General features: G+C 66.0%; 12 protein-coding genes and 2 pseudogenes. 7 read left to right on the top strand and 7 right to left on the bottom strand.

All coding sequences use genetic code 11. The annotated features are described in order from the left end of the window. The 7 genes and pseudogenes from ACXJL8_RS15245 to ACXJL8_RS15215 form a co-directional block, all read left to right on the top strand. Positions 1-189: pseudogene (locus ACXJL8_RS15245) on the top strand (sulfite exporter TauE/SafE family protein); the annotation flags it as partial. Positions 190-206: 17 nt separating this feature from the next. After that, on the top strand, positions 207-1,652 hold the full coding sequence (gene radA, locus ACXJL8_RS15240; RefSeq protein WP_456622912.1) for a DNA repair protein RadA: 1,446 nt from the start codon (positions 207-209) through the stop codon (positions 1,650-1,652). A gap of 167 nt (positions 1,653-1,819) precedes the next feature. Next, positions 1,820-2,449: a CvpA family protein gene (locus ACXJL8_RS15235; protein ID WP_456622948.1), complete on the top strand. Its 630-nt coding sequence runs from the start codon at positions 1,820-1,822 to the stop codon at positions 2,447-2,449. Between the two features lie 28 nt (positions 2,450-2,477). Then, complete coding sequence (purF, locus tag ACXJL8_RS15230) at positions 2,478-4,001, top strand: amidophosphoribosyltransferase (RefSeq protein ID WP_456622913.1); 1,524 nt, start codon at positions 2,478-2,480, stop codon at positions 3,999-4,001. 138 nt (positions 4,002-4,139) lie between these two features. After that, positions 4,140-4,880 (top strand): SDR family NAD(P)-dependent oxidoreductase, encoded by a 741-nt coding sequence (locus ACXJL8_RS15225; protein WP_456622914.1) that lies wholly within the window; start codon positions 4,140-4,142, stop codon positions 4,878-4,880. A gap of 77 nt (positions 4,881-4,957) precedes the next feature. Further along, positions 4,958-6,106: a hypothetical protein gene (locus ACXJL8_RS15220; protein WP_456685188.1), complete on the top strand. Its 1,149-nt coding sequence runs from the start codon at positions 4,958-4,960 to the stop codon at positions 6,104-6,106. A gap of 122 nt (positions 6,107-6,228) precedes the next feature. Beyond that, entirely contained in the window at positions 6,229-7,455 is a 1,227-nt protein-coding gene (locus tag ACXJL8_RS15215; RefSeq protein ID WP_456685187.1) for an ABC transporter substrate-binding protein, read from the top strand. 99 nt (positions 7,456-7,554) lie between these two features. On the opposite strand, the gene ACXJL8_RS15210 is transcribed toward ACXJL8_RS15215, so the two are convergent. The 7 genes and pseudogenes from ACXJL8_RS15210 to ACXJL8_RS15180 form a co-directional block, all read right to left on the bottom strand. Further along, the gene (locus tag ACXJL8_RS15210) at positions 7,555-8,811 is read right to left on the bottom strand and encodes a TCR/Tet family MFS transporter (protein WP_456685186.1); all 1,257 of its coding nucleotides are present in this window, start codon (positions 8,809-8,811) and stop codon (positions 7,555-7,557) included. Next, positions 8,808-10,190 carry a ribosome biogenesis GTPase Der gene (gene der / locus ACXJL8_RS15205; protein ID WP_456622918.1) on the bottom strand — a complete coding sequence of 461 codons (1,383 nt, stop codon included), beginning with the start codon at positions 10,188-10,190 and terminating at the stop codon, positions 8,808-8,810. The genes ACXJL8_RS15210 and der overlap by 4 nt, the downstream gene beginning before the upstream one ends. 50 nt (positions 10,191-10,240) lie before the next feature. Continuing rightward, positions 10,241-10,795, bottom strand: a complete 555-nt coding sequence (locus ACXJL8_RS15200; protein ID WP_456622919.1) for a hypothetical protein — start codon at positions 10,793-10,795, stop codon at positions 10,241-10,243. A gap of 30 nt (positions 10,796-10,825) precedes the next feature. Further along, positions 10,826-11,479, bottom strand: a complete 654-nt coding sequence (locus ACXJL8_RS15195; RefSeq protein ID WP_456622920.1) for a tetratricopeptide repeat protein — start codon at positions 11,477-11,479, stop codon at positions 10,826-10,828. Between the two features lie 171 nt (positions 11,480-11,650). Next, positions 11,651-13,246: a class I adenylate-forming enzyme family protein gene (locus ACXJL8_RS15190; RefSeq protein ID WP_456622921.1), complete on the bottom strand. Its 1,596-nt coding sequence runs from the start codon at positions 13,244-13,246 to the stop codon at positions 11,651-11,653. A 77-nt stretch (positions 13,247-13,323) separates the two neighbouring features. Beyond that, positions 13,324-13,908: an NnrU family protein gene (locus ACXJL8_RS15185; protein ID WP_456622922.1), complete on the bottom strand. Its 585-nt coding sequence runs from the start codon at positions 13,906-13,908 to the stop codon at positions 13,324-13,326. 72 nt (positions 13,909-13,980) lie between these two features. Beyond that, positions 13,981-14,308, bottom strand: a pseudogene (locus ACXJL8_RS15180) (hypothetical protein); the annotation flags it as partial.

The raw sequence follows: 14,308 nt of genomic DNA, 5'->3' as shown, positions 1-14,308 counted from the left end.
CGTTTCGGCGCGCTGACGCAGGATGTCTTCATCAAGGGCCTGATCGCGGGGTCTTCGCTGATGGCAGGCGCCTTCCTCGCAAAACGCTTCGTGCTGCGCCTGAAGGCGGATGTGTTCCGACTGGTGATGGATGCCATCATGGTGGCGGCGGGTCTCTCCATGCTATGGAATGCCACGCAATCCCCCTGACAACCGATTCACCTCCCATGGCCAAGAACACGCTTTCCTTCGTCTGCCAGAACTGCGGCGCGGCCTATAACCGCTGGCAGGGCAAGTGCGAGTCTTGCGGCGAGTGGAATACGCTCGCCGAGGAGGACACGACCGGCAGCGTTCCGGTGTCGATCCGCTCCAAGCGCAAGGGACGGACGTTTGCGCTGGAGAGCCTGTCGGGAAAAACCCAGGACGCACCGCGCCTGTCCTCCGGCATGACCGAGCTCGACCGCGTCACCGGCGGCGGCTTTGTCCGCGGCTCGGTGCTGCTCGTCGGCGGCGATCCCGGCATCGGCAAGTCGACGCTGCTGACGCAGGCGACCAGCCTGCTCGCGCGCGCCGGGCACCGCGTCGTCTACATTTCCGGCGAAGAGGCGGTCGCGCAGGTTCGGCTGCGCGCCGAACGGCTCGGCTTGTCGGATGCGCCGGTGCAGCTCGCGGCCGAGACGTCGGTGGAAGACATCGTCTCGACGCTGTCGGAAGGCGCGGTCCCCCGGCTGATCGTGATCGACTCGATCCAGACGATGTGGACCGACACGGTGGAATCCGCACCCGGCACGGTGACGCAGGTGCGCGCCTCGGCGCAGGCCCTGATCCGTTTCGCCAAGAAGACAGGTGCGGCCATCATCCTGGTCGGGCACGTCACCAAGGACGGCCAGATCGCAGGCCCCCGCGTGGTCGAGCACATGGTCGATGCCGTGCTGTCCTTCGAGGGCGAAGGCTCGCAGCAATTCCGCATCCTGCGCGCCGTCAAGAACCGTTTCGGACCCACCGACGAGATCGGCGTGTTCGAGATGACAGGCCTCGGCCTGCGCGAGGTCACCAACCCATCCGAGCTGTTCCTGTCCGAGCGCGATCTGGGCACGCCCGGTACCGCGGTGTTCGCAGGAATCGAGGGCACCCGGCCGGTCCTGGTCGAATTGCAGGCGCTGGTAGCCCCGACCTCGCTCGGCACCCCGCGCCGGGCCGTGGTCGGCTGGGACCCGAGCCGGTTGTCGATGGTGCTCGCAGTGCTGGAGGCCCATTGCGGGGTCAAGCTGTCCGGCCACGACGTCTATCTGAACGTCGCAGGCGGCCTGCGCATCCACGAACCCGCCGCCGATCTCGCCGCCGCGGCCGCGCTGGTGTCCTCGCTGGTTAATGCGCAGTTACCGACCGATGCGGTCTATTTCGGCGAGATATCGCTCTCCGGCGTGGTCCGCCCGGTGGCGCAGACCCCGGCCCGGCTGAAGGAAGCGGCAAAACTCGGCTTCCAGCGCGCCGTGCTGCCCGAATCGGCCCGGGGCGAAGCCGGCGGCGACGCCGGACTCTCGCTCAACGCGGTCAACAGCCTGACGACCCTGGTGGCGGAAATCGCCGCGCGTGGCTCCCGCAGGGGCGAATCGAGCGCACCGCCGGAGAAAAATGCCACACCAGCAAGATTCCGCCGTGGAGAGGGTTAGCCGGAGGTGACGTTCCCCGCCCCCGCCGCTATACAGCCGTCACAAAAGCAGTACGGGATTGCGTGGTTGCGGCCTTGCCGGGAGCGCCGTCTGCCCCTCAGTTAGGGCGGCGGCCAAACACCGATTCGCTGAGCACCTTTGAGAGTACGAGCGGACCAGACCAGCCGATGCCCATTACACTTCTCGACCTGATCCTGCTCGGTGTGATGCTGATCTCGGGCCTGCTCGCGATGGTCCGGGGCTTTATGCGCGAAATCCTGTCGATCGCGGCCTGGGGCGCGGCGGCGATCGTGACGCTATATTCGTTCTCCAAGCTGCTTCCGACCGCAAAAACCTACTTCAACAACGACACCGTCGCGAGCGTGGTCGTGGTCGCCGGCGTGTTCATCGGCACTCTGGTCGTGGTCTCCGTGATCACGGTCCGAATCTCCGACATGATCCTGGATTCGCGGATCGGCGCGCTGGACCGCACCCTCGGCTTCCTGTTCGGGCTGGCTCGCGGGCTTTTGATCGTCGTGGTCGCCTTCCTGTTCTTCACCTGGCTGGTGCCGGACAAGCAACGTCCGGACTGGGTCGCGGGGGCCAAATCCCGCGTGGTGCTCCAGGGAACCGGGGATTGGCTGATGTCCCTCTTGCCGGACGACCCCGAGAACACCATCTTGAAGAGATTCAAGAAAAACAAACCAGATGATGAGCAAGCTGATTCCGAGCAGCAGCCTTCGGGMAGTGGCGACGGATACAGCAAACCGGCTCGTGACAGCCTGAAAAAGCTGATCGAGAAACCTGCGGCGCGTTGATTTAGCCCTAGAGAGAGGCGCGGACGAGATGCGAAACCCTGACCAGGACGCCCAGCTTGATCTCGATCCAAAGGCCGGTTTAGGCCCGGCCGCGCTAGAGCTTCAGGACGACCTGGAGGGCGATACGCTGCGCGAGGAATGCGGCGTCTTCGGCGTCTACGGACACCCTGACGCGGCCGCCATCACCGCACTCGGCCTCCACGCCCTTCAGCACCGCGGCCAGGAAGCCGCCGGCATCGTCTCCTACGACGGTTCCCGCTTTCATTCCGAACGCCGCCTCGGCCTCGTCGGCGACACCTTCTCCCGCCGCGAGGTGATCGACCGCCTGCCCGGCAATATGGCGGTCGGCCATGTCCGCTATTCCACCACCGGCGCCACCATCCTGCGCAACGTGCAGCCGCTGTTCGCCGAGCTCAATGCCGGCGGCCTCGCGGTCGCCCACAACGGCAATCTCACCAACGGCCTGACGCTGCGCCGCGAGCTCGTGAAGAACGGCGCCATGATGCAGTCGACCACCGACACCGAGGTGATCCTGCACCTGGTCGCACGCTCGAGGCGCAGCCGCTTCATCGAGCGCTATGTCGACGCGCTGCGCGAGATCGAAGGCGCCTATGCGCTGGTCTCGCTGACCAACAAGAAGCTGGTCGGCGCGCGCGATCCGCGCGGCATCCGCCCGCTGGTGCTTGGCGACCTCGACGGCTGCCCGATCCTGACCTCGGAGACCTGCGCCCTCGACATCATCGGCGCGCGCTTCGTCCGCGACATCGAGCCGGGCGAAGTCATCGTGTTCGACGAGAACGGCATGGACATCCACAAGCCGTTCCCGCCGATGGCGCCGCGCCCCTGCATCTTCGAATACATCTATTTCTCCCGCCCGGATTCCATCGTCCACGGCCGCTCGGTCTATGAGGTGCGCAAGGCCTTCGGCGCGCAGCTCGCGCGCGAGAGCCATGTCCCGGTCGACGTCGTCGTGCCGGTGCCCGATTCCGGCGTGCCCGCCGCGGTCGGCTACAGCCAGCATTCCGGCGTGCCGTTCGAGCTCGGCATCATCCGCAACCACTATGTCGGACGCACCTTCATTCAGCCGACGCAGGCGATCCGCGAGTCCGGCGTGCGCATGAAGCATTCGGCCAACCGCGCCGCGATCGAGGGCAAGCGGATCATCCTGATCGACGACTCGCTGGTGCGCGGCACCACCTCGAAGAAGATCGTGCGCATGATGCGCGACGCCGGTGCAACCGAGGTGCACTTCCGTCTCGCCTCGCCGCCGATCCTCTATCCCGACTATTACGGCATCGACCTGCCCGACCGCGGCGGCCTTCTGGCCGCGACGCATTCGCTGGAGGAGATGCGCGAGATCATCGGCGCGGACTCGCTCGCCTTCCTCTCGATCGACGGCATGTACCGCGCCATGGGCGAGCCCGGCCGCGATCCGGCCAATCCGAAATTCTCGGATCACTGCTTCACCGGCGCCTATCCGACCCACCTCACCGACCAGACCCAGGTCGAGCCGCAGCCACGGCAGCTGTCGCTGCTGGCGGAGGCGAGCTGACGCCGAAGGCGTCATCCCGAGGCGGTCCGCAGGACCGAACCCGGGATCTCGAGATTCCGGGTTCGATGCTTCGCATCGCCCCGGAATGACGGTGTTGCAGGGCTTGTCCCGGCCATCCACGCCTGTAAAACCCCCGCCATGACAAAACCCCTCGCCGACCGTATCGCTCTCGTCACCGGCGCCTCCCGCGGTATCGGATTTGCCACGGCAAAGGCCCTGGCCAAGGCCGGTGCGCACATCGTCGCCGTTGCGCGCACGCAGGGCGGGCTGGAGGAACTCGACGACGAGATCCGGAAGGACGGCGGAAGCGCCACGCTGGTGCCGCTCAACCTCACCGATTCCGACGGTATCGCCCGGCTAGGGGCTGGCCTGCACGAGCGCTATGGCAAGCTCGACATCCTCGTCGGCAATGCCGGCGTGCTCGGCCCCTCTTCGCCGGTCGGCCATATCGAGCTCAAGACCTTCAACGACGTGATGGCGGTCAATGTCTCCGCGAACTTCCAGCTGATCCGCTGCATGGAGCCGCTGCTGAAGCAGTCCGACGCCGGCCGCGCCGTGTTCATCACCTCGGGCGCCGCCAACAAGGCGACCGCCTATGTCAGCCCCTACGCCGCCTCCAAGGCCGCGCTGGAAACGCTGGCGCGCGCCTGGGCGCAGGAGACCGCGAACACAAAGCTGCGCGTCAACCTGTTCAACCCCGGCCCGATCCGCACCCGCATGCGCGCGACGCTGATGCCGGGCGAGGACCCGGCGACGCTGGAGACGCCCGAGCAGGTCGCCGAATTCATCGTGCCGATGTGCGCGCCGGCGTGGGCCGAGACCGGCAAGTTCTACGACTACAAGACCCGCACGCTGATGAGCTTCCGCTCGCCGGCCTGATTGACTCAAATGCCTCCCCGCGATTGACTGCCCGCGCTCAAGCGGCAGCAAGCCGCAAGCCAAAAAGGGAGGTTGCCATGGCGCCATGGCATGATCGCGCAGGCTTCGGCCATGCGCTCGCAAAAGTCTCTCACGCCTTCTCCATCCTGATCGCAGCCATCGCATTCGCACTGCCGGGTGTGGCGACCGCCGGCGACGTGCCAACCTTCGCCGTCGATCCCTCCTGGCCAAAGCCGCTGCCGAACAACTGGATCCTCGGCCAGGTCGGCGGCATCACCGTCGACTGGCAGGGTCACATCTGGATAATCCATCGCCCGCGCTCGCTCACCGACGACGAGAAAGGCGCGAGCCTCAATCCGCCGCGCTCCAAATGCTGCGTGTCGGCGCCGCCCGTGCTCGAGTTCGACACCGACGRCAATTTGCTGCGATCCTGGGGCGGTCCGGGCGAAGGCTATGAATGGGTCGGCCGCGAGCACGGCATCGAGGTCGACGAACGCGGCTTCGTCTGGGTCGGCGGCAATGCCGACAACGACAACGCCATTCTGAAGTTCACGCTCGACGGCAAGTTCGTCGCCCAGATCGGCAAGATCGCGCCGAGCCTCGGCAGCAACGACACGACCCAGCTCGGCAAGCCTGCCGAGACCGCGCTCGACAAGGAGGCCAACGAAATCTACGTCGCCGACGGCTATGGCAACCGCCGCGTCATCGTGTTCGATGCGACGACGCTCGCCTACAAGCGCCACTGGGGCGCCTATGGCAACGAGCCGAACGACGACAAGCAGGCGGCCTATGATCCCAAGGCCCCGGTTGCCCAACAATTCGGCAATCCCGTTCACTGCGTCAAAATAGCCAATGACGGTCTGGTTTACGTCTGCGACCGGATCAACGATCGCATCCAGGTCTTCAGGAAGGACGGCACTTTCGTGACAGAGTGGTTCTACGAGAAGAACACGCTCGGAAACGGTGCGGTCTGGGACATCGCGATCTGGCCCGATGCGAAGCAGACCTATCTCCTCAGCGCCGACGGGGAAAACAACGAAATCAGGGTGTTAAAGCGCCAGGACGGCAGCGTGGCCGGCAGCTTCGGCCGCAGCGGCCGCAATGCCGGGCAATTCCACTGGGTCCATGCAATTGCGATCGACGCCAAAGGTAACGTCTATACCGCGGAGGTCGACAATGCGAAGCGCATCCAGAAGTTCAAGCTGACCTCCAACGCCCTACCTTAAGCGCATTGCAGCAAGCCTGGAGACAGGATATCGAAAACGGCAAGATCGTGACCGATCGCGCCGAGGTCAAAAGCCCCCGTCCAAGAGGGTCGTCCGCGGCATCACCAATTGGAGGGAATACAATGAAGACTGCTCGCGCGTGGCGCTACGCCGCGCTGTTGACCTGTGCCGGCCTCGGCTTTGCCAGCTCGGCCTCTGCCCAAGACAAGACCGTCAAGATCGGCGTGTTGAACGACATGTCGAGCCTCTATGCCGATATCGGCGGCCCGAACTCGGTCGCCGCGGTGAAAATGGCGGTCGAGGATTCCGGCCTCAAGGCCAAGGGCTGGACCATCGACGTCCTCTCGGGTGATCACCAGAACAAGCCCGACATCGGCGTCAACATTGCGCGGCAATGGATCGATGCCGAAAAGGTGGACGCCATCGCCGACACGCCGAGCTCCGGCGTTGCGCTCGCGGTGAGCAACCTCGTCAAGGATAAGAATTCGGTGCTGCTCAATTCGGGCGCCGCCACGGCCGACCTCACCGGCAAGGCCTGCACGCCCAACACCGTCTCCTTCACCTATGACACCTACATGCTCGCCAACGGCACCGGCAAGGCCCTGACGAAAGCAGGCGGCGACAGCTGGTTCTTCCTGACCGCGGACTACGCCTTCGGCCACGCGCTGGAGCGCGACACCAGCGCCGTCGTCACGGCCACCGGCGGCAAGGTGCTCGGCGGCGTCAAGCATCCGCTCAACTCGTCCGACTTCTCGTCCTTCCTGCTGCAGGCGCAGTCCTCGAAGGCCAAGGTCATCGGCCTTGCGAACGCCGGCGGCGACACCACCAACGCGATCAAGCAGGCATCCGAATTCGGCATCGTGGCGGGCGGCCAGAAGCTCGCGGCGCTCCTGCTGTTCATCAACGACGTGCACTCGCTCGGCTTGAAAACCGCGCAGGGCCTGACCTTCACCGAGTCCTTCTATTGGGATCTCAACGACMAGACCCGCGAATGGTCGAAGCGCTTCCAGAAAGTGTCGCCCAAGGGGTCGATGCCCTCGATGACGGTGGCGGGCCTCTACGCGGAAATCCTGCACTACCTGAAGGCAATGGAAGCGCTCGGCAGCAATCCGCATGACGGCGCCAAGGTCGTCGCCAAGATGAAGGAGCTGCCGACCGACGATCCGCTGTTCGGCAAGGGACCCCTGCGTGCCGACGGCCGCCGCCTGATTCCGGCTTATCTGTTCGAGGTGAAGAAGCCGGAAGAATCGAAGGGCCCGTGGGACTACTACAAGCTGGTGGCCACCATCGCGCCGGAAGACGCCGCCAAGCCGCTCGAAGCCAGCGACTGCCCGCTGGTGAAGAAGTAAGACGCTGCCGTAGGGTGGGCAAAGGCGCGAAAGCGCCGTGCCCACCATCTCTCCGCGGCCGGGAAGAAACGGTGGGCACGCCTCGGTTTGCCCACCCGACTACGAAGCCGTTTTCGTCGCGGCCAGCGTTCTCATCGCGATGRCCACGCACACCACCATGAGCACTCCCGCGAGCAGGAACGGCGCACCGGGCAGATGCCACGGCGCGCTGGCGCCGATGAAGTATGAAAACGTCAACGTGAACAGGAACGGCCCGACGAGCTGCGACACGCTCTGCACGCTCGCAGTCGCGCCCTGCAACTGGCCCTGCTGATCGGGCGCGACCAGCCGCGTCATCAGCGATTGCATCGCGGCGCCCGAGATACCCCACAGCGACATCACGGGAATGCCGAGCCAGAACAGCGGTCCGGTCGGCGCACTGCCGAAGATCATGAAGCCGATGGCCCCACAGCACAGGCCGAGCAGCAGCGCATTGCGCTCGCCAAGCACGCGCACGATCGGGCCGATGGCAAGCCCCTGCACCACCATGGCGCAGATGCCGACCATCGCGAGCGTCAGTCCGACCGTCTTGGAATCCCAGCCATAGCGGTAGGTCGCATAGAGCACGAAGGTCGACGGCAGCACGACGTGCGCGACCTGCGCGATGAAGTTGACGACCGACAACGCGGCCAGCACCGCGTTGGAACGCAGCAGGTGCAGCGCCCCGATCGGATTGGCGCTCCGCCAGCGGAACGGCGCGCGCTTCTCCGGCGCGAGCGATTCCGGCAGGACCAACAGGCCGTAGAGCGCATTGGCGAAGCTTAGGACCGCCGATGCCCAGAACGGCAGCCGCGGATCGATGTCGCCGAGCAAACCGCCCAGCGCCGGGCCCAGGATAAAACCGGCGCCGAAGGCCGCGCCGATCCGGCCGAACACCGCCGCACGCCGTTCCGGCGGCGTGATATCGGCGATATAGGCGAACGCCGTCGAGATACTGGCCGAGGTGATGCCGGAGATCACGCGGCCGACGAACAGCCAGACCAGCGACGGCGCGAGCGCCATCAGAACGTAGTCGGCGGCGAGCCCGAAGTTCGACAGCAGCACCACCGGCCGCCGTCCGAAACGATCCGACAGCGCCCCCAGGAGCGGCGAGAACACGAACTGCATCAGCGCCCAGGCGGTGCCGAACAGCCCGAAAATCCGGGCCGCATGCGCGGTGTCGTTGCCGACAAAGCTCTCGATCAGTTTCGGCAGGATCGGCATGATCACGCCGAGTGCGAGCATGTCGAGCAGGATGGTGACGAAGATGAAGGCGACCGCACCGCGCCGGACGGGCGCAGCGCCTTGCGCTATCGCCTGGCCTGCGCCGTCACTCACGACAACCGCTTGCGCTTGTGGGCGAACGGATTGGCCTTCTCACGCAAGGTGATGCGCACCGGCGTGCCCGGCAGATCGAAGGCCTCACGCAGCGAATTGGTGAGGTAGCGCAAATACGACTGCGGCACCGCGTCCGCGCGCGAGCAGAACAACACGAAGCTCGGCGGGCGGGCTTTGGTCTGCGTGATGTAGTTGAGCTTGAGCCGGCGGCCCGACACGGCGGGCGGCGGATTGGCCTGGACCGCCTCCTCGAACCAGCGGTTCAGCGCCGATGTCGACACCCGCCTGTTCCATAGTGCGTAGGCGTCCTGAATCGCCTGCATCAGGCGATTGATGCCCTCGCCCATCAGGCCGGAGACCGCGACGATCGGCACGCCCTTGATCTGCGGGAGCAAGTGGTCGGCATCCCGGCGCAGGCCGGAGATGGCACCGCCACCCTTGCTCTCCATCAGGTCCCATTTGTTGACGGCGAGCACGACCGCGCGGCCTTCGCGCTCGATCAGGTCGGCAATGCGCAGGTCCTGCTCCTCGAAGCGGTTCTGCGCATCCATCATCATCACGACGACTTCGGCAAATCGCACCGCGCGCAGCGCATCCGCGACCGAGAGCTTTTCGAGCTTCTCCTCGATGCGCGACCTTCGGCGCAGGCCGGCAGTGTCGAACACGCGAAACTCGCGGCCCTTCCAGTTGAGCTCGACCGCGATGGAATCGCGCGTGGTGCCAGCCTCGGGGCTGGTCAGCAACCGCTCCTCGCCGAGCAGATGGTTGATGAAGGTCGACTTGCCGGCGTTGGGGCGGCCGACGATGGCGACGCGGATCGGGCGCGTGGCGGCCTCTTCCTCCGTCAGCGGCTCGTCGTCCTCGGCCTCATCCTCATCCACGGGCTCCGGCATCAGTTCGCGGAGGGCGTCATAGAGCTCGCCCATGCCCTCGCCGTGCTCGGCCGAGATCTGGATGGGATCGCCGAGGCCGAGCGCAAAGGCCTCCATCGCGCCGGCATCGCCGTGCTTGCCCTCGCTCTTGTTGGCGACCAGCAGCACCGGCTTGTTGGCTTTGCGGGCAAAATCGGCGAAGGCGCGATCGGTGGGCGTGAGGCCGGCGCGGGCATCGACCACGAAGAACAGCGCATCGGCCTGGGCGGTCGCGGTCTCCGTCTGTTCCTGCATCCGTGCGGTGAGCGAGCCCTTGGCCCCCTCGTCGAGGCCGGCAGTGTCGATGATGATGAATTCGAGATCGCCGAGCCTCGCCTCGCCCTCGCGGCGATCGCGGGTCACGCCGGGCAGGTCATCGACGAGCGCGAGCTTCTGTCCGACCAGGCGGTTGAACAGCGTCGACTTGCCGACATTGGGCCGGCCGATGATGGCGATTGTGAAGGGCATCAGTCATTCGTGCGCTGCCGGAGCCGCGTCTGTCAATGCAGTGAAAAATATCAGCGCGAGAAACTGCCGCTCGGCAGCGGCGCCGGGAAGCCGCCGCCTTGCGATTGCTGCTGCGTGGTCTGGGTCGGTTGCGCCTGCTGGGTCGGCTGATCCGGCGGCGGCGCGGTGGTGCGCTTGCGGACGATCTTCTGCTTGGGCGGCGGAGCGGCCGCGGGCGGCGCAGCTTCAGGCTGGGCCTCGCCGTCGACTTCGCCCGCCGGCGCCTCAGACGGCGCCGCCGCGACGCCGCCGGGCTGCCTGGACTTCTTCCCCTTGGCCGCCTTGGACGATTGAGCCGGCTCGGGCGGCGGCGCCACGGGCGCAGCCGCAACGGCAGCAGCGTTCGGATCCGGCTGTTGCTGCGCGCCCTTGTACATCTCCCGCGGCACGCCCTGCTCGAGGCCCGGCACGCCCTCGGGGAAGACCGGCTTGCGGTCGCCGGGAAGCTTCTTCTTGGTGTCGAGGAAGTCGAGCATGTCGCTTGGATCGAAGCTGGAGCAGCCGCCCAGGACGCCCGTGAAGGCGATCAGGACGGCGGCTGCGATCAAGCGTGGCGTGCGGCGCATATCTTGTCTCGTCTCAGCTCTCGAGGGCCGTCAGCTTTTGGCGACGGGCGGCAGCAGGGCCTGGAGCGCTTCGGCGCGCGAACGCAGGCCCGGCGGCGTTTCGCCATCCTCGGCGATCGCGTCGAGCCATTTGCGGGCCGCGGTCATGTCGTTGTTGCGCCAGGCCGATAGCGCCAGCATCTCGCGGGCGCTATGGCGGAACGTCGATTTGGGCGTCGCAGAGGCCTCCAGCCGCTGCTGGATGTCGGCGTAGCTCGCGCTGTCGAGCAGCAAGCCGGCCGCCCGGATCTTTGCCAGATCCTGCCACTCGCCGCCGACGCCGCGATCGGCGGCAATATCGTCGTACATTTTCGCCGCGGCCTTGGGATCGCGGGCCGACACCTCGGCGGCGGCGCGCAGCCGCGCCAGCGTGCGGTAGCCCGATGGCGCCTTGGCGGCGAGATCGGTAAAGGCCGCTTCGGCCTCGGCGTGCTTGTCCTGGTCGGACAGCTCGACGGCCTTCTCGAAGGCGACGCCGGCCTCGGCAGCCTTCTTGGCCTCCAAATACTGGTAGCCGCGCCAGCCGCCCACGGCGGCGACGATCAGCACCATCAGGGCGATGAAGTAGATCGAATACTTGTCCCACAGCTTCTTGAGCTGTTCGCGACGTACTTCCTCGTCGACTTCGTCAAATAATTCAGCCACTTAAGCTAATCCCATGCCCGGCCGGGAGCGCGCGCCAGATCGTCGGCGTCAAAAAACCCGTCCCCACGTCGCGGCGGCGATACCCTATCGATATGGCGGTGGCAAGGCAAAGCAAGCCCGATCAAGGCGTTAACCGGCGGCCCGGGATCCCCCGGAGGCCGCCTTCCCGGCTCAAATTCCGACCAGAAGCTCCCGCAGCTGCCGTTTCAGCACCTTGCCATTGGCATTGCGCGGCAGGGGCTCGGTCGTGACCGTCAGCGTTTCGGGGACCTTGTAGTCGGACAGCCGTTCCGCGCACCACGCCCTCAGGTCGTCCCCCGCGACCGCCGCACGCGTCACCACCACGGCGTGGACGCGCTCGCCCAGCACGGGGCATGGTTTGGCGATGATCGCGCTCTCGACCACCGCCGGATGCCCCGCCAGCACGGATTCGACCTCGGCGGAATAGATCTTCAGACCGCCGCGGTTGATCATGTCCTTCTGCCGGTCGAACACACGGACAAAACCGTCGGCATCGACCGAGCCGATATCGCCCGAATGCCAGAAGCCTGAGGTAAAGCTCTCGGCGGTGGCCTTCGGGTTGTTCCAATAGCCCTTGATGACGGAGGCGCTCTGGATCCAGAGCTCGCCGATCTCGCCGCGCGGCAGCTCGCGCCCGTCCGCTCCCATCGCGACGATGCGCGCGCCGGGACACGCCAGGCCGACGCTGTCGATGTGGCTCGCCGTCAGCTCGCCGGGCATGATCGTGGAAGGCGACGTCGTCTCGGTCGCGCCGTAGCAGTTCATCAGCCTGAGGCCGGGAATCTTGGTTTCGAGCTTCTCGATGGTCGCGACCGGCATCGGCGCGCCGCCAAAGCCGCCGATGCGCCAGCTCGACAGATCATAGCCGTCGAAATCGGGCTGGAGCAGGCAGAGATTGTACATCGCCGGCACCATCACGGTGTAGGTGACGCGCTCGCGCGCGGCGAGCTTGAGGTAATCGGCAGCCTTGAACTCGGGCATGATGATCAGCGCGCCGGCGCAGCGGATCATGGTCGTGATGTTGGCGACGACGCCGGTGACGTGGCCGAGCGGCACCGCCGCGATCGAACGGTCCACCGAGGTCAGCTTCAGGCAGGACACGAACACCATCGAGGAATGGATGATGTTGCAATGGGCCAGCATGGCCCCCTTCGGTTTGCCCGTGGTGCCCGAGGTGTAGAGGATCATCGCGGTATCCTCCTCGCTCGTCTCGACCGGTGCCGGCGCAGCCGCATTGTCTGCGAGCGCGGCGAAACGCGACCGCCGCGGATCGTCGTCGACCGCGATACGGTGGATCACGTCGGGGACATCCCGCGCATCGGGCAGGCGTTCTGCGAGCGCAGCCTCGTGGATCAGGATCCTGGCGCCGCAATCGGCCAGCACATAGGCGATCTCCGGCTTCTGCTGGCGCGTGCTCAGCAGCACCGTGACGAGCCCCTCATGCGCGGCGGCAAACAAGAGCAGCGGGAATTCAACACGGTTGCCGAGCAGGATGGCGACGCGGTCGCCGCGTTGCAGGCCGAGCTTGCGCAAGCCCGCCGCGATCCGGGCCGCGCGTTCCACCACCTGCCGCCAGCTGAGCCGAACATCGCCGCAGATCAGCGCTTCGCCATCGGCGTTGCGTGCGCAGGCGTCGGCGATCATCGCCCAGAGCGTCGTTGGCCGATCGCAGAATGCCTGCACGACCCGATCGCCAAAGCGCGCCTCGAGCCGCATCGGCGGAATCTGAGATTGCGACCAGTCCATCGGAGGGCCCTCGGCTTATTGCTTTGTCACCTTCCGCGCATGGGCAAGCGATCCTGTCTTGCGCTGATCGGCTGCGGCTAAACACCGATCACAGGAACACCGATCACGACCGGATGGAACGCGAAAGCCAGCGCCAGATAGACGACGGCACCGACCGCGACCGCGATCAGATCATTGGTGACGCCCCCCACCGGAATCGGCGGGCCACCGGCATCAGTGCGGTGCTTCAGCGTAATGCGATCATACACCGCCCAGCCCAGGAACGAACCGAACAGGATCATGGAGCCGAGATCGCCGTTGGCGAGCAGATGCGCCGCCGCCCACAGCTTGATGCCCGCCAGCATCGGATGCTTCAGCGTCGCATAGATGCGGCCGCGCAGATATGAGGCGACCACCATGATGACGGCGGGCAGCATCAGCGCGAGCGTGATGTGCTTCATTGCCTTCGGCGGATACCAGACGTCGATCCAGCCCGCCGCGCGATAATGCGCGAAGCCCCAGATGATCAGCACGAGACCCGCCAGCGAGACCAGCGAATAGAGGATCTTGTAGGTGCCCTCGCCCAGTCTCGCGATCGCCTGCGCGCGCGCCTCTCGTTTTGTCGTGAAAACATGGGCTGCGAAAAACAGCACCAGCCCCAGGATCATGACCAGCAGACCCACGACGTCCTCCCCCTCAACCCGCGCCCCCGCTCATGGCGTATCATCGATTGGCCGCCGGTCGCAACCGATGCGCTACCTGCCAAGCTCCCTATTGTCGACATAGCGGATCGCGATCGGCCGCCCGGCCAAGGCGCCGCCGAGGCCGCTGGTGAATTTCAGCGGCAGGCAGGCCTTCAGCGAATTGTTGATCGCGTTCAGATAGGTCGTTCTTGTATCGGCCGGAACGCCCGCGGTCGCATAGGTCAGGCGCGGCGGGCCGATCAGGCCGCCCGCCTTGTTGAAGCTGAATCGCACCGACATCTGCATGCCGGCGCGCCCATTGTCCGCTGGCGGCGACCAGCACGTGCGCAACTCGGCGAAGAGGTCGCCGATCGTGTCGAGATCGTGGTCCGGCTTCTGG

The organism is Bradyrhizobium sp. P5_C11_2, from assembly GCF_054049755.1.
The sequence above is the reverse complement of the archived record's forward strand: the minus strand, read 5'-3'. Positions and strand labels throughout refer to the sequence as shown.